Source organism: Bradyrhizobium sp. CCBAU 11386, assembly GCF_028128955.1.
In the GTDB taxonomy this organism is placed as follows: Bacteria; Pseudomonadota; Alphaproteobacteria; order Rhizobiales; family Xanthobacteraceae; genus Bradyrhizobium.
Genome location: NZ_LBKA01000249.1, coordinates 26,172 through 47,337, shown reverse-complemented (window position 1 = coordinate 47,337; position 21,166 = coordinate 26,172). Strand labels below are relative to the sequence as shown.

Annotated in this window: 18 protein-coding genes; 17 read left to right on the top strand and 1 reads right to left on the bottom strand. The window is 58.6% G+C overall.

What is annotated here, in order from left to right:
* Positions 1-3 precede the first annotated feature (3 nt).
* The 14 genes from XI09_RS31710 to XI09_RS31645 all read left to right on the top strand — a co-directional run bounded on the left by XI09_RS31710 (position 4) and on the right by XI09_RS31645 (position 16,462).
* Positions 4-1,251 carry a class I SAM-dependent methyltransferase gene (locus XI09_RS31710; protein WP_271570360.1) on the top strand — a complete coding sequence of 416 codons (1,248 nt, stop codon included), beginning with the start codon at positions 4-6 and terminating at the stop codon, positions 1,249-1,251.
* Positions 1,248-2,324 carry a Gfo/Idh/MocA family protein gene (locus tag XI09_RS31705; RefSeq protein WP_271570359.1) on the top strand — a complete coding sequence of 359 codons (1,077 nt, stop codon included), beginning with the start codon at positions 1,248-1,250 and terminating at the stop codon, positions 2,322-2,324. Before XI09_RS31710 ends, XI09_RS31705 begins: the two co-directional genes overlap by 4 nt.
* Positions 2,321-3,109 (top strand): TylF/MycF/NovP-related O-methyltransferase, encoded by a 789-nt coding sequence (locus XI09_RS31700; RefSeq protein WP_271570358.1) that lies wholly within the window; start codon positions 2,321-2,323, stop codon positions 3,107-3,109. Before XI09_RS31705 ends, XI09_RS31700 begins: the two co-directional genes overlap by 4 nt.
* Positions 3,110-3,312: 203 nt before the next feature.
* On the top strand, positions 3,313-4,872 hold the full coding sequence (locus tag XI09_RS31695) for a lipopolysaccharide biosynthesis protein (RefSeq protein ID WP_271570357.1): 1,560 nt from the start codon (positions 3,313-3,315) through the stop codon (positions 4,870-4,872).
* Positions 4,873-4,967: 95 nt separating this feature from the next.
* A complete protein-coding gene (locus tag XI09_RS31690; protein ID WP_271570356.1) occupies positions 4,968-6,215 on the top strand; it encodes a glycosyltransferase family 4 protein in 1,248 nt (415 codons plus the stop codon).
* Positions 6,212-7,963, top strand: coding sequence for a capsular polysaccharide export protein, LipB/KpsS family (locus tag XI09_RS31685; RefSeq protein WP_271570355.1), 1,752 nt, complete (start codon positions 6,212-6,214; stop codon positions 7,961-7,963). The genes XI09_RS31690 and XI09_RS31685 overlap by 4 nt, the downstream gene beginning before the upstream one ends.
* Positions 7,964-7,984: 21 nt before the next feature.
* Positions 7,985-9,145: a polysaccharide pyruvyl transferase family protein gene (locus tag XI09_RS31680; protein WP_271570354.1), complete on the top strand. Its 1,161-nt coding sequence runs from the start codon at positions 7,985-7,987 to the stop codon at positions 9,143-9,145.
* A 1-nt stretch (position 9,146) separates the two neighbouring features.
* Positions 9,147-10,178: an N-acetylneuraminate synthase family protein gene (locus tag XI09_RS31675; protein ID WP_271570353.1), complete on the top strand. Its 1,032-nt coding sequence runs from the start codon at positions 9,147-9,149 to the stop codon at positions 10,176-10,178.
* Between the two features lie 37 nt (positions 10,179-10,215).
* Positions 10,216-11,349 (top strand): UDP-N-acetylglucosamine 2-epimerase, encoded by a 1,134-nt coding sequence (neuC, locus tag XI09_RS31670; protein ID WP_271570352.1) that lies wholly within the window; start codon positions 10,216-10,218, stop codon positions 11,347-11,349.
* A 9-nt stretch (positions 11,350-11,358) separates the two neighbouring features.
* Positions 11,359-11,736 (top strand): CBS domain-containing protein, encoded by a 378-nt coding sequence (locus tag XI09_RS31665; protein ID WP_271570351.1) that lies wholly within the window; start codon positions 11,359-11,361, stop codon positions 11,734-11,736.
* Positions 11,733-12,410: an acylneuraminate cytidylyltransferase family protein gene (locus XI09_RS31660; protein WP_271570350.1), complete on the top strand. Its 678-nt coding sequence runs from the start codon at positions 11,733-11,735 to the stop codon at positions 12,408-12,410. Before XI09_RS31665 ends, XI09_RS31660 begins: the two co-directional genes overlap by 4 nt.
* Positions 12,411-12,417: 7 nt before the next feature.
* Positions 12,418-13,398 carry an NAD-dependent epimerase/dehydratase family protein gene (locus tag XI09_RS31655; protein WP_271570349.1) on the top strand — a complete coding sequence of 327 codons (981 nt, stop codon included), beginning with the start codon at positions 12,418-12,420 and terminating at the stop codon, positions 13,396-13,398.
* Between the two features lie 188 nt (positions 13,399-13,586).
* Positions 13,587-15,263, top strand: coding sequence for a hypothetical protein (locus XI09_RS31650; RefSeq protein WP_271570348.1), 1,677 nt, complete (start codon positions 13,587-13,589; stop codon positions 15,261-15,263).
* Between the two features lie 179 nt (positions 15,264-15,442).
* A complete protein-coding gene (locus XI09_RS31645; RefSeq protein ID WP_271570347.1) occupies positions 15,443-16,462 on the top strand; it encodes a GDP-L-fucose synthase family protein in 1,020 nt (339 codons plus the stop codon).
* On the opposite strand, the gene XI09_RS31640 is transcribed toward XI09_RS31645, so the two are convergent.
* On the bottom strand, positions 16,459-17,682 hold the full coding sequence (locus tag XI09_RS31640) for a glycosyltransferase (RefSeq protein WP_271570346.1): 1,224 nt from the start codon (positions 17,680-17,682) through the stop codon (positions 16,459-16,461). The two genes, XI09_RS31645 and XI09_RS31640, sit on opposite strands and share 4 nt — an antisense overlap.
* A 154-nt stretch (positions 17,683-17,836) precedes the next feature.
* Here XI09_RS31640 and XI09_RS31635 point away from each other — a divergent pair, with 154 nt between their 5' ends.
* The 3 genes from XI09_RS31635 to XI09_RS31625 are packed head-to-tail and all read left to right on the top strand — an operon-like array spanning position 17,837 to position 21,160.
* On the top strand, positions 17,837-18,847 hold the full coding sequence (locus tag XI09_RS31635; RefSeq protein WP_271570345.1) for an STELLO glycosyltransferase family protein: 1,011 nt from the start codon (positions 17,837-17,839) through the stop codon (positions 18,845-18,847).
* 28 nt (positions 18,848-18,875) lie between these two features.
* Positions 18,876-19,682, top strand: a complete 807-nt coding sequence (locus tag XI09_RS31630) for a TylF/MycF/NovP-related O-methyltransferase (protein ID WP_271570344.1) — start codon at positions 18,876-18,878, stop codon at positions 19,680-19,682.
* A complete protein-coding gene (locus XI09_RS31625) occupies positions 19,679-21,160 on the top strand; it encodes a lipopolysaccharide biosynthesis protein (RefSeq protein WP_271570343.1) in 1,482 nt (493 codons plus the stop codon). Before XI09_RS31630 ends, XI09_RS31625 begins: the two co-directional genes overlap by 4 nt.
* The last annotated feature ends 6 nt before the right edge of the window (positions 21,161-21,166 follow it).

Here is a 21,166-nt window from a genome sequence, read left to right as displayed (position 1 = left end):
CCGATGGCCTCCTCTTCCACGCCTGTCACGACTTGCCAGATCTGCGGCTGCAAGCAGCTCTCCCCGATTATCTTTGTTGGCTACATTCCGCCGGTGAACACAATGCCGAGCATCGGTGTGCCACCGGTCGAGGAGCCTTCGTTCCCTCTGGAACTCCTCCGTTGCGACGATTGTGGTCTCGTCCAGATCGGCTTGGAAGTCTCTCAAGAGGTGCTCTTCCCCGAGAGCTACCCTTACCTGTCAAGTTCGACCCGCATCCTGCGCGAGAACTTCGCCAACCAGTACCGTGAGGTCGCGGAGCTTGTTGGTCTCAGGCACGACGACCTGGTCATCGACGTTGGCTCCAATGACGGCACCCTGCTCGACAACTATCACCAGGCCGGACATCCGGTACTCGGAATCGAGCCGTCGCAAGCGGCGGACGTGGCTATCGGCCGCGGCATCCGCACGCGGAAGACATATTTCAGTCTCGCAACTGCGACGCAGGTGCGCCAAGAGTTCGGCCCGGCGAGAGTGGTTACCGCCTGCAACGTCTTTGCTCACATTGCCGATGTGCATGCCGTTGTGGATGGGATCGTCGCTATGCTTGGCGACGATGGCGTCTTTGTTTCGGAGTCTCACTACCTGGCCGACCTCGTGGAGACTTTGCAATACGATACGATCTATCACGAGCACCTGCGCTACTATCACCTAGGTGCGCTCATCCGCCTGCTCGGCGAACACGGCCTCGAGGTATTCCACGTTCGGCGCATCCCGACCCACGGTGGCTCGATCCGGGTCTTCGCCGGCCGCAGGGGCCAGCGGCCGATCATGGCGTCGGTAGCGGAATGTGTAGCCCGCGAGGACGCCCAAGGCATCACTGACGGCCGCGGTCTTGCGGACTTCCGCAACCGAGTCATCGCCTCGAAGCTCAACCTCTATGCATTGCTCGCGCCGATTAAGGCGTCGGGCGCGCGCATCTACGGGATCGGTGCCCCGTCGCGCGCCAGCACGTTGATCAACTACGTCGGTCTGGACGACGGCGTCCTCGACGCTGTGATGGAGATATCTACCTCCCACAAGCTGAACAAGTACGTACCCGGCACACGCATCCCAGTGCTCGACGAGAAGAAACTCTTCGTCGACCAACCGGAGTTCGCTCTGTTGCTGTCCTGGCATATTGCCGATGAGCTGGCACCGATCCTTCGCAAGAACGGCTACCGCGGCAAGTTCATCGTGCCCCTGCCGACACCTCGCGTTCTCGACGCATGACCCGCGGCTTGCGAGTTGGCGTTCTTGGCCTGGGGTTCGGGGCGGCGGTTCACGTTCCGGCCCTGTCAGACCTGCCCGACGTCACCCTCGTTGGCCTTGGTGGCAAAGACCTCGTCAAGACTACAGCAGCCGTGGCGCGTCTCGGTCTCGAAGCACGCCTCGCTGTGAACGGCATCGACGAGTTGCTCGACAGGCGCCCCGACGCTGTGATGCTGGCGGTACCGCCCGACCAGAGCGAACAATTGGCCCTGAAAGCTATCGCCGCGGGCTGCGCGGTCCTCTGCGAAAAGCCGCTTGCGAGCACTGCCGCCGCAGCACGTCATATGGCGGATGTTGCGACGAAGGCTGGCGTGTTGACCGGCGTGAATTTCCAATTCGCCGAGTTGCCTGCGTTCCGACAGCTCGCTGCAGCGACTAAAGACGAACGCATCGGTGCGGTCCGGCACGTAGATGTGACATGGCTCGTGCAATCCTATGCCCAGCAGCATGGCCTATGGTCGTGGAAGACCGACGCGGCAGCTGGAGGCGGTGTGTTGGCCCTGCTTGGCTCGCATCTCCTCTACTTGGCTGAATGGCTGTTGGGGCCCGCTGTGCAACTGTGGGCCGCTTTCGATGCGTCTGCCACTCGCACTTTCGCGCCGACCGGAGCGGAACCTGCGGAGGATATGGTACAATTGCGGTTGGTGCACGCCTCCGGTACGATATTTACGGCTACCATAGGCAATTCGTCGCCAGGCCTCCATCGCCATCTTTGGCATGTAGGTGGGACGACGGGTTCGCTGATCCTCGACAATCCAACCGCAGATTACATGAAGGGCTTTGCCCTCACTGGAAATGGGTCCGCTGAGGGAATTGCTTTCCAAGACCAAGTTGCCGTCGGGGATGGCCGTGTAGCTCCGTTCCGCTCTTTGGCAAGCCGCTTCCTGGAGACAGTGAGACACGGAGGCAAATTCTTGAGACCAAGCTTCAATGAAGGGGCGCGGGTGCAATATCTGATGGAGGCAGCTAGGGCCTCGGCCGTCGGCGATCGCACTATGGCCGTCGCCGAATCTGAGACCGTGGAGACTGCATGAAAAGCATGGTCATTGAGAGCGCCAAGGCGTTGCTTGGGGAGCGGCAAAAAGCGCTGTTGCGCCCCCCCTATCACTTCCTTTCAAACGCGATCCGAGTCTTGCGCCAGCCTCGCATTACGGCATTGCCGCGGAAGATCAAAGCAATACCATCGCTACGTTTCCGCTACGAGTTTTTTCAAGCTGCCCAAGCTTATTTGCAGGTAAATCGTATAGACGGTTCGTACCTCGAGTTTGGTTGTCACGAAGTGAATACTTTTCGCATGGCGCTGAACACCCTTGGCCAATACGGGAAGCCGAACAAGATTGACCATTTTTGGGCTTTCGACAGTTTTTGTGGAATGCCCGAACCGGAAGGCATTGATAAACAGAAGATATGGCGCGCCAACATGAACTTCACCTCACAGGAGAACTTTCTTCGCATCGTGCGCCGCGACTCGCATCGCGTGAGGACCGTCAAAGGCTTCTATAGCCAATCGCTCGCCGGGCTCAGCCTGCCGCAAGACCAGTTACCTGCCCTTGCCTATATCGACTGCGATTATTACAGCTCGACTAAGGAAGTGCTTGAATGGTTGAGCCCTTACCTTCGGCATGGCTGTCTAATTGCCTTCGATGACTGGGATTGCTACTTCGGCGACGATGACAGAGGTCAACGCCTCGCATTTCGGGAATTTCGCGAGGCTCAAACCGGACGCCTGCATTTTGTCCAGTTCATGAAAATAAACTCAGGGGGCTTCGCGTTTATCTGCCTCGAGCGCGAAAAAATAGGAAGTGCCTATGAGGGATGATGTCTGAACTCTGGCGCGATGGGTGGCTTTGTTCGATGCTTGCGAGGCAAGTCGATGCCGCCATGCCACCGAACATGTTGCCTCGTTCGTCGCAATGATTGAAGGCGGCTCCGTTTCGGTGCCAGGGTTTCGAAACGAGCTTGCTGCATTGCCGTCGGCGCCTTCGCACGAAGGCGTTTTCTTTAGTTTTGCGATTCGACCGCGTGCTGCACCTATCCGAGTCTGCAAAATCGCTCACAAATCAAATGGTGAAGATGTCGCTTGCCAGCCGCTCCGCTTGGTACTTCCTCTCTCCGATTGCTGGAGCCGGTATATCATTGCTCGTTTTGCCATTGTCGACTCGTGTCATCGGCGCAGAAGAGTACGGAGCACTGGCGGTCGCTGCGGCCGTTGCAGCCATGTTGAATGCGATGGCGGCTGCTGCCATCGGTTTCGTGCTCTCCGAAAATTACTTGCGAGATGAGATGTCTGGCGTGCGGGGGGAGATCGCCTGCGCCGCCGTGCTTGCCGCCGTCGGCGGAGCCTTGGCCGGGTTGGTGATTTTCTGGCCGGTGACTGAGTTGTTGTTGCCGCACCTGCTGGTGGTTAACGACGTTCTGGCACGCGGCATGCGCATCTGCTTGCTGGGCGCAGTGATCGGGTCTCCCTGGGTGGTCTGCGTCGAACTGTTCATGCTCGAGGGCCGCGCCCGGGCCTTCGCGGTCGGCACTATTGCGCAAGCGCTGGTGAATGGCTGCATGGTGCTGATCCTGCTCTACATTCGACCGATGCCAGATTTGGCTTTATTCGCCGGTAACTTCGCCGGTCAAGTCGTCTTGGCCGCGGTCGGTGTGACCGCCATAGCCAGCCGGCTGCGTTGGCCTCGTGACGGTCGCTGGTTCGCCACCATGCTCTCCAAGGCCGTGCCAGTTGGCCGGGCCTCCCTTGCCGAGGCCGGGCGTAGCCTTTTCGAGCGCGGCTATTTGGGCGCGTGGACATCCGTGAGCGACGTTGGATTGTACTCTCATGCCCATCTCTACCGGAGTTGGGCAATGTTGACTCTCAACGCGGTATCGCGCGCGACTTGGCCAATAAATCTTGCCGAGGCTCAAGCAGCCGAGCCGACTTTCGTCGTCACCCGGGCGAGCTGGGCGATCGTGCAGGCGGGCGTCGGTGGCGTTGCCATGCTCTTTGCACTGTTCGGAGGCGAAATCATTTCGGTGCTGTCGTCCGGTAAATTCGTGGCTGCGAAACTGCTGGCCGTTATTCTTCTGGCTAGCCTCCTGATTCAGACCACCGGCAAGCCGGACACGGCACTGCTCATAGCGCGCGGGCGGGGGCAGTTCGTAGCCAACGCTGCCACTGCCGGCATCATCGCCGGCATAATCGCAATGCTTGCGTTGCTGCCCTTGTACGGCGCCCTAGGTGCCGCGCTCGCAGTCGTAGTGCAGATGTTGGTCACGCGGGGCTTTCTGGTGTATGCCAGCCGCCGCATCTACCCGCTGCCTTTTGCCGACGGATGGGTACTGTTTGGTCTCGGCGGCACGGCTGCCCTTTACGGCTGGACGTCCTTGGCCGCGCCCGGTATAATCCTGCGGGCACTAGCGATGGCCGCCGTTATTGCGGCGATCGCAGGCGTGTTGCGCAGCCAGGCGCTGGTTTTTTTCCGGTACCGTAGCGCCCCTAGTCCACCGCCGTCTACCGCTTCAGCGGTGCCCGATCGGCACTCTTCCGCCCACCGGCCGGCCCATCGTGACGAACGGCGCACCAACACCCTCGGATGATGCAAGACAGAACCCGCACCGCGCCGCGTAGAGCCCGCCTTTTGGTCCTTGGAGGGGTCTATCCTTTCGAGCATGGCAGCCAGGAAGCAGCCAACGTGGTTTCGCACCAATTGATTCGCTTCCTAGCTGAGAGCGGCGACTTCGAGGTGGCCTTTGCTTGCGTGGCCTTCGAGGAGAGGTTGCCGCCGGCTTGGGCCGGTGACGATCTGGAGGCATTGGCTCGCGTGGGAGTAGCCCTGCTGCCTCCGATCCGTCTACACGAACCCTCCCGCAGGGGCCTGGCCATCCGTTTCCTGCGTCTGCTCCGCGGCGATCCCGCCTTGATCCGCGGCTACGGTCATCCCGACGCGTTGGCTGCAGTCCAACAAGCCTTCAAGCCGGACGCCTTACTCACAATCTGGAGCGAAATTGCTACCGCTCTAACCAGCGACGTCGACCTACCGAAGTTTGCCTATTACGGCAATCCGGAGCACAAGATACTGGATGCCCGCCTGCGGTTGACTTGGGCCAACAGCGAGGCGTCCTTAGGTGGTCGCCTGGCTGCCTCGCCGCCGGTGCGCTCGCTCCTGGTTTCTGCGGTTCGCCGGGCGCACCTGAAGTTGATGGCGCGCCAGGATTGGATCGGCGACGTGGCGATGAACGACGCCGAGTACTATCGGTCCTGCGGCCTCGTCCAGGCCGAGTACATTCGCAACATGTGGGTACCGCCGGTCCGCTCCTACCATGAGATCAGGACTTCCACCGAACAAACGCAGCCATTCAAGATTCTTGGCAATGTCGGCCACCTCGGTGCTACTGGCAACACGCACGGCCTTGCGACGATTGCGCGCGAGATCCTGCCTCACTTGAAGCGTCGCCTTGGTGAAGGCACCTTTGAAATCCATCTGTGCGGCGGTGGCAGTCCGCATCCCTTGGTGGCCCCACTCCTAGACGACCCTCATCTGAAGGTGCGCGGCTTCGTCGACGACCTGGAGGAGGAGATGCGTACGGCGCCGGTTTTTCTGGTCGCCAACAACTCGAGCCATTTCGTCGTGGGCCACACTCGCTTTCTGCACGCTTGGTCGTTGGGCTGCTGCGCGGTCGGTTTTGCTGAAAGCCGTCTGGCCATGCCCGAACTCGAGCATGGTCGTAACGTCTTGCTTGGCGATAATGCTGAGCAGGTTGTCGAACATATCGTCACCTGTGCTCGACAGCCTGAGGTGAGGAGACGGATTGGCACGCAAGCCCTTGAGGACCTCCGGACGCTTTTTGGGGCCTCAGTGGCCGGCAGCCAGGTGCGCCAGCGCGTGTTGGCACGGCTCAAGTTGGACCGTCCCGAATCCGCCAAGGAGACTGCCGCGTGAACGCCAGGATAGATCTCTCCCGCCGCGTGCTTCGCCAGGCGGTGCGGGTACTCCGCCGTGTTCCGGGCAATATGCTGGCCCGAGACCTTTACGAGAGGCTCTCTCCGAGTCAACGGCAGAGCCGGCAGATGGACTCTGAGCAGGTCACTCGGCTTTGGAGCGCCTATCCCGATGTCCTGAACGAACTCCGCCAGCCACACCGGACCGACCGAGTAGTGTTGATAATCGGGCAGGGTCGGCCGATTTTTGCTTTCTTAGAGACCGCCATTCGCTACGCGTTTCGCTTGGCGGGGTACCGGGCGGTCGTACTCATCCCGAGCAGCCGGCAAGTTAAGCAGGCATATCGTGCGCTCGGCGAAGACACCACCTGCGAACTGCATGACTTCCAGAGCTTGCGGCCGGAGAAGCTGAAAGCCGCAGAACTGTGCTTTTCGAACCTCGATGAACTGCTCGACATTCGCCGGGGCGAGGTGCGCTGTGGAAAGTACGCGGCCTCCACGCTAATGCGGTCGCTGCGGGTCGGCCAATTCGACTTCTCGAATCCTGTGGTCAAAGCCCGAGCACTTGAGGCCTTAGCCTACTCGGTGGACAACGCGCTCACTGCTAAGCGGCTTATCGACAGGCTCAAGCCAGATGCGGCGGTGTTTGTGGACCGTGGCTACTCACCTGCTGGCGAACTTTTCGACACATGCATCGAACGCGACATTCCAGCCTACACTTGGAATGCCGGCCACCGCAACGACATTGTTATGCTGAAGCGATATAAACGTCATAACGCTGACGAACATCCCTTCTCATTGTCGCCGGAGAGTTGGAAGAGCGCCAAGGAGGTGCCGTGGTACGACAGCATTCGCGAGGCGGTGCTGCGCGAGCTGACCGACTGTTACCAGTCGGGGGAGTGGTTCGGGGAAGTAGCCACTCAGCTCTACAAGAAGGCTGTCGCCGAGGAGGAACTAAGAGGGCGCCTCGGTATCGATCCTTCGAAAAAGACAGCGGTGATCTTCCCGCATATCTTTTGGGACGGGACCTTCTTTTGGGGAGATGACCTGTTTGGCAGCTACGAAAAATGGTTCGAAGCCGTGCTGCAGGAAGCCGCTCGCAATCCGTCCGTCAACTGGATTATCAAAGTGCATCCGGCCAACTTGGTAAAGGACCAGCGCGACGGCTATACTGGTGAGCATTCCGAGGTTTCAGCCATCAAGCGGTGCCTCGGTGAACTTCCCGAGCATATCAAGTTGCTGCCCGCCGATGCGGAGATCAGCACGCTATCGCTTTTCTGCGTCTCCAACTATTGCCTCACCGTGCGCGGGACGGTTGGCATTGAGGCTGCCTGCTTTGGCATTCCAGTTCTCACGGCGGGCACTGGCCGCTACGACAGGCACGGATTTACCATCGACTCATCGTCCCGGGAGGAGTATCTGGCCCGTCTGCGCTCGATACAGGACATTCCACCCATAACCCGTGTGCAGGTTGAGTTGGCCTGCCGTTATGCTTATGCCACTTTGCTATGTCGGCCGGCGCCGGTGCGGCCGTTCGGCTTGCACTTCTCCAAGGACCAGCAGGCCAATATGGAGGTGAGTATCAGCACCAGCGCAAATGCCTCTCTGAGCGAGAGCGAGGATCTGAGGCGGATCGCGCGCTGGATCGCCTCTGGCGCTGAAGATTTCATAATGTTCGAACGTCTTAAGGCGCATGCGTCAGATGTCGGAGGTCCGAGCCAAGAACCAAATTGGATCCATCATGCTTAGCCCGAACTACGGAGACGCCGCATGAAACGGCTTGCTCTCTTGTCTCACCGTTTCGGCAATATCGGACATAACTTTATGGCGCTCGGAGCCGAAGTGGTGGCTCGCGAAGCCTTCGGCGACGATGTCGAGATTACGCATTTCGAGCAGCACCATCCGTTCCAGATCTATCCGGAGGGACACTGGTTGCGCTGGATTGATAAGGTGCGCCATGGCCGGCTGAGCTGGGTTCGCTATCACCTCGGCCGTGAGAACGCATATCGGAAACTATGGGAAAAAACTCGACCGCTTGAGTTTGATCTAGCGGTGGCCTGCGGAGGACCCAATCTTGTTTCAGGTGCTGCCGCGAGCCCCGAGATCCGTATCCTTCTGCACCATTTCAACGGTGCTTTCCGCCATCATGGTGTACCGTTGCTCGACGCTGCCATTGGTAGCGGCTTCCCACTCGAACGCATTCCAGAACGCCTATCTCCCGAGGATGAGAATTTCTATCGTGCCGCCACCAGCCTGGTGAGCGCAATCACTGTGCGCGAATCCGAAGCAGTCCGGCTTTATGCAACCATTGGGGTGCAAGCACCGCTTATCCCCTGCATCGCCATCGCTTCGGGACGCTGGTTTGAGCGTATTCGTAATGAACCTGACGCAGTCGCGGAGCGGGCTGTGGACGGTGGTATCGTGATCGTCAACTTCCAGGCTAAGGGCTCCAATACGGACTGGAATCAAAGGGTGGATCCGGCCGCTTGGATGGAATTGGTGCGTTGTGTTATCGCCGACTTGCGGGCGGATGGCCGGCGCGTTGAGCTCGTTTGCCATTCTGCCTACGAACATCGCTTAGCTAAACAATTGGCCCCCGACCTGCCGGCCCATTTTCCGAAGACGGAGGAGGAGTACGGCAAGGTCATGGCTCGTGCGGCGGTCGGCTTTGTCAGTCGTATCCATGCGGGCATTGCTTTGGCGGGTGTCGGGGTGCCCTCGTTGGTTGTCGGCAACGATACCCGTATAGGCACAACAGCCGAAATGGGGCTGCCATCTTACTTCACGAAGCATCTTAGCCGCGAAATCGCGCTGGCAGAGATACGCAAATTGTTGTCTTCAGCGGACTCTGAACGCGACCGGCTGCGTGCTCTTCGTGAAGACGCATTGACCCGTTACGTTGAACAATTCACCCGCTGCGCAAGGGCTTGATATGACCTCGACATTCAGAATAGCCGGTCGTCAGGTGGGGCCAGGTTGCCCTGCGTACGTTATCGCCGAGGCCTGTGACAATCACATGGGGAGTCTGGACGCTGCATTAGAAATGGCACGCCAGTCCAAGTTGGCGGGGGCTGATGCGGTGAAGTTCCAGCATCATTTGCCTGACGAGGAAATGTTGCCCGACACACCCATGTCGGACAATTTCGATGAACCGCTTTACGAGTTTCTGAAAAAGCACGCGTTGACACTTGATCAGCATCGAAAGATCAAGACGTTTTGCGACCAGATCGGTATTACCTATCTCTGCACGCCCTTCAGCTGGGCGGCCGCCCAGGAACTGATGCAGTTCGACGTGCCGGCGTTCAAAATCGGATCAGGCGAAATGACCGATGTGCCTTCTTTGGTCCGCATCGCAGGGTTCGGCAAGCCGATGATCGTATCGACTGGCATGGCAACCTTCCCAGAGATCGAACGCACCTATCAGTCCCTTATCACGCGAGGTGCGCCACTCGCGTTGATGAACTGCGTCAGCGAGTATCCGCCGCGCTACGAGGACGTGAATCTAGGTGTTATCCAGCAAATGAGTCAGCGGTTCCCGGCGGCGGTGATTGGCCATTCCGACCATACGCCGGACTTGTTCACCTGCTACGCCGCGATCACCCTTGGGGCCTGCATTATCGAGAAGCACGTGATCCTCGACAAACGCACGCCCGGGCCCGACCAATCCGTCAGCATTGATTTCCGCGATCTCGCAACATTGGTCGACGGAATTCGCAAGGTGGAGGCTGCGCTCGGAAATGAGAAGAAGGTGCACCACCGTGAGGAGCAAATCAGGACCTGGGCATTCCGCTCGATCGTATCGACCCGTTCGATCGAAGCAGGCGAGGTGATCACTCAGGCAATGATCTGGTCGAAGCGGCCCGGCACGGGCATACCGTCTTACCGCATGGATGAGGTCATCGGTCGCCGCGCCGTGCGTGCCGTTCCAGAAAATTCCCTGTTGTCATGGGACGATCTGTCGTGACCATGGGCCAAGGCACAACGTGCTTCCAGAGAACTCAATGAAACTGCTTTTCCTGAATGGCTCGCGCGGCGAGTGGGGGTACATCCGGCCAATCATCGATCTGTGTATTGCCCGGAGGATCGATTACGGCGTGTGCGCCACCAACATGGTGCTGCTTTCAAATCACGGTGCGCTCATCGATGAGATCAAGGCGCAGGGCTATCGGGTCTGCGACGATATCTTCATGTCACTCGAGGGGCACAGCCACGTCACGATGGTGAAGTCGCTGGGGATCTTCCTGACCTCGTTCGTCGAAACCATCAATCGCGAAAAGCCCGATTGGCTGATACTTGCCGGTGATCGCGGCGAGCAGCTGATGGGAGCGGTGGCCGCGGCATACACCTACACGCCGGTAGCCCACATCCAGGCCGGCGAGCGCTCGGGCAATATCGACGGAGTTGCTCGGCACGCCATTGGCAAGTTCGCGCATCTCCATTTCGCGGCAAATCAGGACGCGGCCGATCGCTTGGCGCGCCTTGGCGAGGAGCCGTTTCGCATCCACAATGTCGGAGCACCACAGCTCGACGAGCTGGTGAGCGGGGACATTGCTGGCCCCGCGGATCTGACCAGCCGGTACGATCTGGATGTCACCGCCCCATACCTGCTTGCGGTGCTGCATCCCGTGACCGAAGAGATGGACCTCGCGGCGACTCAGGTTGCCGCAATGACGAGCGCAGTCGGCCATTTCAACATGCCGAAGGTCTGGATCCTTCCCAACAACGATGCTGGTTCGCATGCAGTGCGCCAAGCCCTTTTCCTCCACCGGAAATCCGACACGCTGATCTTCGACAATCTCTCTCGGCGTGACTATTTGGGTTTTCTCAGGCACGCGACGGCGATCGTGGGGAACTCCAGCTCCGGACTGCTGGAAGCGCCGACCTTCAAGATTCCAGCGGTCAACCTCGGTCGCCGTCAGGCGGACCGCGTGCAGGGATCCAACGTTATCAACGCGCCCTTCGAGGTCGATGCGATCTCAGCAGCCATTAAAAAGGCCATCTCGCGTGAGTTCAACGATGTCCTAACCGCGTGCGAGAATCCGTATGGCGACGGGTGCTCCGCCCAGCGAATTCTCGACATCCTATCCGCCATGCCAATTGATGACCGCTTGTTGGTGAAGCGCCTAACCTATTGAGAGAAGGTCATGGACAATACGTCTCTTGCCGCTGTCACCATTCCGTTGTCGGCGCGAATCATTGATGCCGCCCAGGCGATCCGCCAGAGCCGCCATCGCTGCGTTATCGCAATGGCCGATGACCGGGTCGTGGGAGTTTTGTCAGAGGGCGATATCCTTCGTGCGCTGCTTCATGGCAGTGATGTGCACGGGCCCATTGCCGATTGGGTGAGCCACGGTTTCAAGTTCCTGCGTTCGTCCGACTGGAAGGCGGCGCTGGCACTGATGCAAAAGCACGGGATCACCCTTGTGCCGATCGTGGACAACAACTTTCGCCCAACAGGGATCATCACTCTGATGGACGTCCTGAACCGCTGCACGCTTCGGGAAGAGGCGGATCCAGAATGATCGTTGTCGTTCCGGCACGCGCCGGTTCCAAACGCTTGCCGTTCAAGAACATCGCGTTGCTTGCGGGGCGACCTCTGCTCTGGTACACGCTTCAAGGTGCCCGCGAGGCGGGTTGTCTTGCCGACCTGGTCGTTTCCACCGATGCAGAAGTAATAGCCGACCTGGCGCGGGCAGCGGGCGCCCGCGTGCTGATGCGCCCGACGGAGCTGGCCGACGACACGGCTTCGACGGAGGCGGTTCTGTTGCACGTACTAGACGTGCTGGCAGGCGAAGGCCGCAATGACGACTGGGTTATGACTTTGCCACCTACCTCGCCGTTTCGCACCGCGGGGACCATTAGCGCGTTTTTCGAGGGGGCGCGAGAGTTGCCCGATAATATCGATTGCCTGATGTCGGTGACTGAAACGCGGGGCGACTATTGGCGTCGCATGGCGGACGGCAGTTTTCAGCGGCTGTTCCCTGATGCACCGCGCCGTCAGCAGGACCGCGAGCCGCTGTTTGAGGAGAATAGCGCGGTCTACGTTACCAGAGCCTCGGCTCTCCGCCAGACTGGATCGATCCTAGGGCGCGCTGTGCGCGCTTTCGCGATTCGCCCGCGCGAAGCCCTGGACATCAATACGCCGGAAGACTTGGCCCTTGCCGAGGCGCTGTTGCGCGAGGCTGGTCGGACCTAACCAAATAATGGGCCCGCATGAAAATCGTTGGTTGATTACCGGAGGCGCAGGGTTCATCGGGTCGAACCTCGCCGCCGATCTGCTTCGTGCGGGGGCACCGGTGACCGTTCTCGACGATCTTTCATCCGGGCAGATGCGGAACATCGATCGGCTGGGCGAATACGGCGATCTGTTCAGGTTCGTGCGCGCCAACGTGCTCGACGGCGGAGCCGCAGCTTCAGCCTTGGAAGGGGCAGACGTCCTCGTGAATCTTGCGGCACAAGTCTCGGTCGCGCGTTCCATCGCGCGGCCCGATGAAACGCTGCTGATAAACGACAGAGGCTTCCGGACAGTGTCGGCGCTGGCGTTAGATATGGGGGTGCGCCGAATAGTCTTCGCGTCGTCGGCTGCCGTATATGGCGAGAATCCAGTCCAGCCACTGACGGAGCAATCTGGGCGGCAGCCTCAGAGTCCCTACGCGGAAAGCAAGGTCGCCAATGAGGCGGCCGCCGCGGAAATGGCAGACCGGTATCCCGATCTTTCCGTCACGGGGCTGCGTTTCTTCAACATCTATGGCCCAAACCAGGCGGCGACCGGTGGCTATGCTGCTGTGATACCCGCCTGGCTTGCTGCAGCGGAGGCGGGGGTGTCTCCGGTCATCTTCGGGGACGGCGGACAAACCCGGGACCTCTGCCACGTAAGCGATGTCGTCGCAGTCATCCGTGCTGTGGTGCGTGCGGCGCGTCCAGGAGCTAGCGTCTATAATGTCGGTTCCGGCACCTCGGTAACCCTGCTGGAGCTCCTTGAAACGATCAACAAGCTGGGGCGCCAGGTTGGTTGCGTTCTCCCCCCGCCACTCTTCGAGCGGCCGCGCGCCGGAGACATTCGCTATTCGTCGTGCGATATTGCAGCGCTTATGCGTGACATCGGATGGCGCCCTCGGGTAAGCCTAGAAGAAGGCCTTAGGGCGCTTGTCATGGATTGTGTGGGACGCCGCGCATCGAGGTGATCCGGTTCGCACGACGCAACGCTGGCGAGATCGCGGCTAAAATTGGCCTTGTTGATCGAAGACGGAATTTTCGTGTCATCATCTCTTGGGTAGATGACGCATGTATCGGGGTCGACGAAGCACATGCGCTGAACAGGCCAATCGAAAGAGCGACTAATCCTGACATCGTGAGAGCAGAGGAGCGAGGCGTGGAAAATGTGAGGCAGGCCGTTCTCGCCATGCTGCCCAAGTTTTTTCTTCGACCAGCTACGCCCGCGAGCTTTGCAGAGAAGTTGGCCCTGTCCGTTCTGCTCTTCGTCGTGAGTATTTTTTGGGGTGTGGTTCGCTCAAGCTTGATTTTGCGGTCAGCCTTCGGCGATGTTCTTGAGAACGAGGTCCCGTTTTGGATCAGAATCAGTTTTTTCGCCGCGCTTGTAATTCCCTCGGCCGTATTTTTTCTGCTTCGGCGAGACCGTTTTTGGCTGCTGGGATTGAGTTCCGCAATCGGCGTGCTGCCGGAGCTTCCTCTGTTGCCCTTCATGCGAGATTACGCGCATCTCGTGATCATCGGTAGTGTAACAAGTGCGCTGTTGTTTGGGAGAACGTTCCGTCCGGAGTCGCGGATTCCGGGGTTTGCGCGTGCTTACGTGCTGTATGTACTCCTCTGCGGAGCGTCAGCGATTGTCAACTTTGTGCTCTTTCAGAATATTTGGCAATTGAAGGTCGGAATATCGTTTTTACTCTTCTTTACGGCCCTCGCAGCCATGATCGCGACTGTTAGCAGCAGGAGCGAGCCGCCATGGCGAATCGTCGAAGGCGTGGTCGACGGGTTCGTGTGGGGCGCGATCGGTCAGTGTCTAATTGCGATAGTCTCGCTTCCGCTCTTGTTCATCGTGCCGTACGAGCAAGGAAACGACACGGTCTTTGGCCTAGCGTACTATGATCGCTACAAGTCGACGATGTCGGGGCCTGTTAGCCTGGGCGTGTTTTTCGTTGCAGCCATGCCGTTGGTGCTCCTGTGGATGCGCCGACGAAGCAGCCCAGCGAACACGCGCCTTGGCTGGATGTATCTGCAAATGGCACCATGGCTGATCGTATTTAGTGGTAGTCGGACAGCCCGCGTGGTCGTGATCGGCCTCATCTTGAGTTTTCTTCTCAAACCCGCCACACGACGTGCCGCCCTTCTAATATTGCCATCCACAGCTATTGCCTTTTACGTAGGCTTCTATTTTGAATCCTTTCCATCGGCAGTTCGCGCGCTCCTCGGGGATACAAATGCCGCTACGCTCAGCATAAGGGGGCGATTTTTCGAGGTTAGCGACCGATCAGAGCTAATCATTGCAACGCTCCGAGCTTTGCCATTGCTAGGACAGACGTTGATTGAATTGGCGCGCTCTAATGGCGGTCCGTTTGATTTGCCGCCAGTTGCAGCTATGCTGCCCCCGCAGGTTTTGCAAATCATCAACCTTATCGTTGGCTACGGTGCCGGTGTCGGAGGATATTTGCGAAGTGGATATCCATCCCCCCATACGACCTTGCTGAATCTTCTGGTGGAAACCGGGATATTGGGTTTCGTTCTATATTGCGCCTTCATCACGTGGCTTGCACTACGGCTGCTTGTGCGATCATTTTCTGGATCTGACCCCCACGCGATTACACCGTGGCTATGTCTGCTATCCTACGGCGCCGTCCTGACCGCACACGGCACTTATGTCCCCCAATGGTGGGGGTATTATTCTGTGATTCTCATTCTCGCCGCGGCGGCAGCAGGGAACTCCACAACCGGACAAAGACCCGGAGAGCTCTCGACATGCGCTCTTTCCCAAAAGTTCACGAAGAACTCGCAATTTAGTCAGCTGCGTGACGGCGGACGACGAGCCAATTGAGTGCAAATTGAGAAGGAGACACTGTCAGGCGGCATGGCGAGAGGCCTCAGATGAATCTCGCTTCTGCCAGCTAGCGATCGCGTGAGGGGAGCCGCGGGTTGCCCCTAGGTTGATGCGCGGCTATAAGCGTCCGGGGAACAATCTACACACGCCAATTTGGGACGATTGCGAGCGCTGCGATGCCGGATTCGACGTTTGATTTAGCGGGACGCCGCATCTGGGTGGCGGGCCATCGCGGTATGTTGGGCTCGGCAGTCGTTCGCAGACTCGCGAGCGAGGGCTGCGAGATCCTAACCGTCGCGCGCGAGGAACTGGACCTCTGTGACCAGGCTGCAGTGAAGAGCTGGTTTGATAGAGTACACCCGGAGGTTGTTGTGCTGGCTGCTGCCCGAGTAGGCGGAGTGCTTGCGAACAGCAGGTATCCCGCAAGCTTCCTTTCTGACAATCTCGCTATCCAGGACAATGTGATTCAGGCGGCTGCGCGTCGTGGCGTAAAGAAGCTGTTGTTCGTCAGCTCTTCCTGTGTGTACCCACGCTTGGCTGAGCAGCCTATTCGCGAAGAAGCCTTGATGACTGGTCCTCTAGAGCCGACCAACGTGTGGTACGGGGTCGCAAAAGTAGCCGGCATGATGCAGTGCGCCGCATATCGTCAGCAATATGGCCTCGATTTCATTGCGGCGGTTCCCGGAAATCTCTACGGACCGGGCGACTATTTCGACAATGAAAACTCCCATGTCATTCCGGCGTTTATCCGCCGCTTTCACGATGCAGTCAGCAACGGGCTGGACGAGGTCGTGGTCTGGGGTGGGGGCACTGCGCGTCGTGAATTCGTTCATGTCGAGGAGTGCGCTGACGCGCTGGTTTTTCTTCTCAAGAATTATTCGTCGGGCGATATTATCAATATTGGTAGCGGTCTCGACGTTTCGATCCGTGAACTTGCGACCCTGGTTGCCGCCGTTGCCGGGTTCACGGGGCGCATTGCCTTCGACGCATCGAAGCCGGAAGGGGCGCCTCGCCGGCTGCTGAGCACTGAGCGGCTTACGCGACTTGGCTGGCAATCGAAGATGTCGCTCCGTCAAGGATTGGAATCGACCTATCAGTGGTTTCTGGCTAGCCGTGCGGCCGGACACGTTCCGCGTGGATTTGGCCCTGACGACGGCGGCCGTGATGTTGGTGCTCAAAAGGCAAGCGGCAGTTAGCCCGGTGGCGCGGCTTCGGACAACCTATTGATCCACGCAATGAATTCCGCCGTCGCTTTCTCGGGACTAAAGAGGTCTTTGTAAACTTGGCAGCCGGCTTCCGCGACCCGCCGCGCCCAAAGCGGATCATCGACGGCTCGCTTCATGCGAGCTACAAACTCCCCGCCCGAAGCGGCCAGCGCACAGGTTTGACCGTCAACAAGCGCCACATTTCCGAGAGCTACATTTTCATGGGCAATCACGAGGGTTGACTGGCTTAGCGCGTACAAGATGCGCGTTCTGTTGCCTGCCGGAACGTCGATGGGCACAAGTGCAGCGTGACATTCGGCCAAAGTTGACGGAAGGTTCTCGACAAAGCCGACACGGACAAATTCTGGCTTGTCCTTGATCGCTTCGGCAAACCATTCGGGCAAGCTTCCCCGTCCGGCCAGGATGATCTTGAAGCCACCAGCCCCCCAGAGCTTGACCAGAGGGCTATAGACCTTCGCGACCATGAAGTGCAGCGCCGAGCGCGAACCGAGGCCGACAAGATTGCCGAAGAACATGAAAGTGGGGGTATGCGGCTTTGCGCGGTACGGAACGGGAGTGTCGATCACCGGCCAGGGGTAGGGGCAATATCGATGGTTCTTGAGTCCGAGGCGGCTCAGTTGTTCTTCCGACGACGCTGCGGACGCGATCACTTCATCATACGATGACAAGACCCATGCGTAGACATGCTTCCAATTCCGCGCGGCCAACCAGTATTTCGTAAAAGCGAAAATTCGCCAGGGGCGTTCCTGAAGACCGTAGAGACCGTGATAGTAGGTCGTCTGGAAATTAAGGTCCCCCAACCAGGCGAGCTTTCGAGTGGCAGGGATCTCTAGTCCCAGCCACGCGGGCAAGATGTCGAACGCAATAAACAGGTCGGCGGCAAATTGTCGCCCCCGTTCGATCAGCTTCGCGGCAGACGATAAATCGATCCGATGTTCCCTTGCGCCCTGGACGACAAGCTGACCGGTGGTCGCCGCCAAGACTTCGAAGTGATCGTTTGAGGCAGACCCGCGATATGCCTCGAAAGCCTGCTGATCCCTCTGGCCTTCGTCGAGCAGGATGAGATGAAGGACGTCGAACGATTGAGCGCGGATTGCCTGTAGAAAGCTGTAGATGATAACGAGGCTAGCACCCTCGCGTTCGTCCGGAACACCTTTGGTACAAAGAATAATCCGCCTGCGCCGCTGCAATTCACAGCTCCCCGGCAAAGACCGGCTTCGTGGCGGTTATCGCTCGTCCGAAGGTCATTTTTTGCTTGATAATGCCGGAATTGTTTGCGAGGAGGCCCTACCGACTGCGCTTATGCACTGACGCAGAAGCGACAAAATACGCGGTCTGACCCGAATGAATCAAGCGATTATTATTACGTCCATCAACCCTCCCAATGAGGTCATGAAGACCATTGCGAGGGACGCTGTTCGCTCTGGCTTTGACTTCGTCGTGGTTGGAGATACCAAAAGCCCCCCGGACTTCTCGATTGAAGGGTGCCGCTTCCTTGGGATCGCGGATCAAGCCAAGTCGGGCTTCGCATTCGCAAATCTCGCGCCGGTGAAGAATTACGCCCGCAAGAACATCGGCTATCTGGCCGCGATTGCAAATGATGCGCAGGTTGTCATCGAGACGGACGACGATAATTTCGCGCGGCCGCAATTCTTCGAGAACCGGTCTCGCAACCTGATCGCGCCCATTGTGTCGGGACATGGATGGGTCAATGCCTATCGGTACTTTACCGATGGAAATATTTGGCCACGCGGGCTGCCGCTGGATCACGTCCTAAAGCCTATTCCCGATTTCGAGGCATTGGAGCGTGCCGAGGTCGATTGTCCGATTCAGCAGGGGCTCGCCGACGGTGATCCTGATGTGGACGCGCTTTATCGGCTGGTACTGCCGTTGCCTCACAACTTCCGTACCGACCGGATCGTCGCATTCGGGACGGGCGCGTGGGTCCCGTTCAATAGCCAGAACACGAGCTGGTGGCCCAGTGCCTTTCCGCTCATGTATCTACCATCCTATTGCAACTTTCGCGTAACAGATATCTGGCGCAGCCTGATTGCTCAGCGCATTGCCTGGGCGAACGGCTGGCATATCCTCTTTCATGGGCCGACCGTCTGGCAGGACCGGAATGAACATGATCTGATGAAAGACTTCGAGGATGAGATCCCAGGTTACCTCAATAATCATCGCATTCGACTGATGCTTGAGGATCTGCCGATCAAGGGCGGGCTTGATCACATCAAGGAGGATGTTCGTCGTTGCTATCAAGCCTTGGTGCATTGCGAGCTGGTCGGAGCGGCCGAGCTTCCCTTGCTGGATTCGTGGACGTCGGATTTGGATCGGATTCTCAGCCGTAGGTAGGCGCTGGCTTACCAGGGGTGCGCAAGATATGAACTGGCAAGATCGTTTACGTACATCTTTGCTACCGACCTACGAGGGGCTGCCGAGCGGCACCAGGCGGCTCGCGCGGCGGGTATTTGCAGTTCTGCAAGGGCCACTCTTCTCCGCGCGAGCGCGATGGGTCCGCTTCAGCTATTTGCGCCACATCGCTTGGGAGCGGAAATATCTGTTCCTCTGCATGGCCCGCTTCGCGAACGTCAACCGCCCGATCAAAGGCTACTACATGGAGTTCGGTTGCTTCGGCGCCAACACAATGAGGTTGGCGTATGACAGCTTTCATCATTTGTTCGACTGGCAGTACGTGGCCTTCGACTCGTTCGAAGGATTGCCAGAAATTTCCGAAATTGACCGTCAAGAGGCTTGGGAGCAGGGCAAGCTGAAGACGGGTGAAGAAGACTTCAAGCGAATTTGCCGACGTCATGGCATGCCCGCGGATCGATTGCGGACCGTGAAGGGGTTCTATGACGCCAGCTTGACGCCGGATTTGGCTCGCGAGCTTCTTCCGTCCAAAGCCGCCGTTATCTACATCGACTGCGATCTTTACGCGTCGACCGTTCCCATCCTTTCGTTCATCGTCGACTTCTTGCAAGTTGGCACGATCATTGTGTTCGACGATTGGAATTGCTTCTGGGCCGATCCCGACCGTGGCGAACGACGGGCTTGGCGCGAATTCTGCGAAGCCAACCCGCATCTTCGTTTTGAGCCTTTCGTGCAGACGGGAATGCAGATGTCCTTTGTCTGTATCGGAACCTACGCGCAAAGCTCTGCTGAGGCCAGCGGGAGTCCGGCGGGGTGAGCTGGCTCGCAGCTCTTCGCGGCCGTTTTGCGGGGCGCGTTCTGCTCTTTGTAAGCGCGACGGTCTTTCAGGCCCTGGTGTCTGTCGCCATCCTGCCGTTGACCACCGTTGTACTGACTGCGGCCGATTTCGGCTATTTTGCGCTGATGATGTCGTGGGCTGCGCTTGCCAGCGCCTTGGGCGATGCGGGCGGTTCTCTTGCGCTTCCGGCAAACTATTCGGTTGCTTCGGTACCCGAGCGTCGGCGGATGCTGTCGAGCTTCTTTTTGGTCTCGCTCTTGTTCAGCTCGGGGCTCGCCGCCGTATTTCTGGCGGCTTGGCCCTGGCTACAGCAGATGATGTCAGTTCCCGAAGAGGCCTCGCGCGCCACTCTCGTTCTAACGGCTGTCCTCGTTCCGATGAAGTCGGCGACGATCCTCTCGACCAATGTCTTCTCCGTTGCCGGCCGGGGTAACGCGGTCGCGGCCCAGATCGCTATGCAGGCAGTTGGCTCGTTTGTCGGTACGTTGATCTCACTCTTTGGCTTCGATTTGGGATTGTCATCGCTTTTCGTTGGAGCCGTTGTTGGGCAAGCATGTTCTGTCTTTGTTTCCCTCGCTGCGCTCGGTGCGGAGCCGTGGCATGCACCCAGCCGTCGATGGTTGTCGATTCTTCGATCTCACAGCCTCGCCTCGCTGACTGCTGGCATCACCGGAGGATTGCGCAGCATAGGGGAGAATTCGGTGGTGGCAGCAAATATGGACATCTCAGCCGTTGGATATCTCAGTCATGCCCGGCTCTATTATGGGACATTGCTCGCTGGGACCAACGCCGTTGCGGTTAACGTCTGGTCAACTTCACTGGCCGAGGCGCGGGATGGGCGGCGGCATTTTCCAATGACCAGACGGGTGTGGTTGCCGATTCATATCCTGATCGCCCTTTTCGGAGTGACCTTCTCCTGCTTCGGTGAGGAGTTCGTTGCCATTCTGACTCATGACCGACTAACGCCCGCAGTCCAGTACGTGCCCTGGTTTGCATTGCTTCTGCTGCTCCACGTTTCGGGTCGAACCCAAAACGCGACAGTTTACGCAAATGGCGGTGCACGAAGCCTCATCAATGCAAACTCTTTGATTTCGACGTGCTGTCTGGCCGCCCTGCCATTTGCCGTTGGTACGGTAGGGGGGCTTGGCTTCAATGCAGGACTCGCGGGGGTTGTCGCCGTCCTTCTCATCGAAGCGATCTTGTTCCGGACCTACATCTACTGGAAATCAACTTCGTTCGGACGACTTGAAACCTTCGATGATGGCCGGGTCGTCTGCGGCAGCATTGCCATTGTCCTGAGCTGGCTGTTCAACAAGTACATGGCGCCCGCGTTGATGACGAGGATCGTTCTGTGCTTCGTAGTCTACCTGGCAGTAGTCGTCGTCGAACGAGGGCGCATTCTCGATTTGCTCCACACTCTGCGCAACCGATCTCACGCAAAGATTCAGGACATTTGAACCAGA

What these genes read in the sequence shown, in the direction of transcription:
- XI09_RS31710 (WP_271570360.1), top strand. Translation starts at nt 4, where the DNA reads ATGGCCTCCTCTTCCACGCCTGTCACGACTTGCCAGATCTGCGGCTGC.
- XI09_RS31705 (WP_271570359.1), top strand. Translation starts at nt 1,248, where the DNA reads ATGACCCGCGGCTTGCGAGTTGGCGTTCTTGGCCTGGGGTTCGGGGCG.
- XI09_RS31700 (WP_271570358.1), top strand. Translation starts at nt 2,321, where the DNA reads ATGAAAAGCATGGTCATTGAGAGCGCCAAGGCGTTGCTTGGGGAGCGG.
- XI09_RS31680 (WP_271570354.1), top strand. Translation starts at nt 7,985, where the DNA reads ATGAAACGGCTTGCTCTCTTGTCTCACCGTTTCGGCAATATCGGACAT.
- XI09_RS31675 (WP_271570353.1), top strand. Translation starts at nt 9,147, where the DNA reads ATGACCTCGACATTCAGAATAGCCGGTCGTCAGGTGGGGCCAGGTTGC.
- neuC (WP_271570352.1), top strand. Translation starts at nt 10,216, where the DNA reads ATGAAACTGCTTTTCCTGAATGGCTCGCGCGGCGAGTGGGGGTACATC.
- XI09_RS31665 (WP_271570351.1), top strand. Translation starts at nt 11,359, where the DNA reads ATGGACAATACGTCTCTTGCCGCTGTCACCATTCCGTTGTCGGCGCGA.
- XI09_RS31660 (WP_271570350.1), top strand. Translation starts at nt 11,733, where the DNA reads ATGATCGTTGTCGTTCCGGCACGCGCCGGTTCCAAACGCTTGCCGTTC.
- XI09_RS31655 (WP_271570349.1), top strand. Translation starts at nt 12,418, where the DNA reads ATGGGCCCGCATGAAAATCGTTGGTTGATTACCGGAGGCGCAGGGTTC.
- XI09_RS31645 (WP_271570347.1), top strand. Translation starts at nt 15,443, where the DNA reads ATGCCGGATTCGACGTTTGATTTAGCGGGACGCCGCATCTGGGTGGCG.
- XI09_RS31635 (WP_271570345.1), top strand. Translation starts at nt 17,837, where the DNA reads ATGAATCAAGCGATTATTATTACGTCCATCAACCCTCCCAATGAGGTC.
- XI09_RS31630 (WP_271570344.1), top strand. Translation starts at nt 18,876, where the DNA reads ATGAACTGGCAAGATCGTTTACGTACATCTTTGCTACCGACCTACGAG.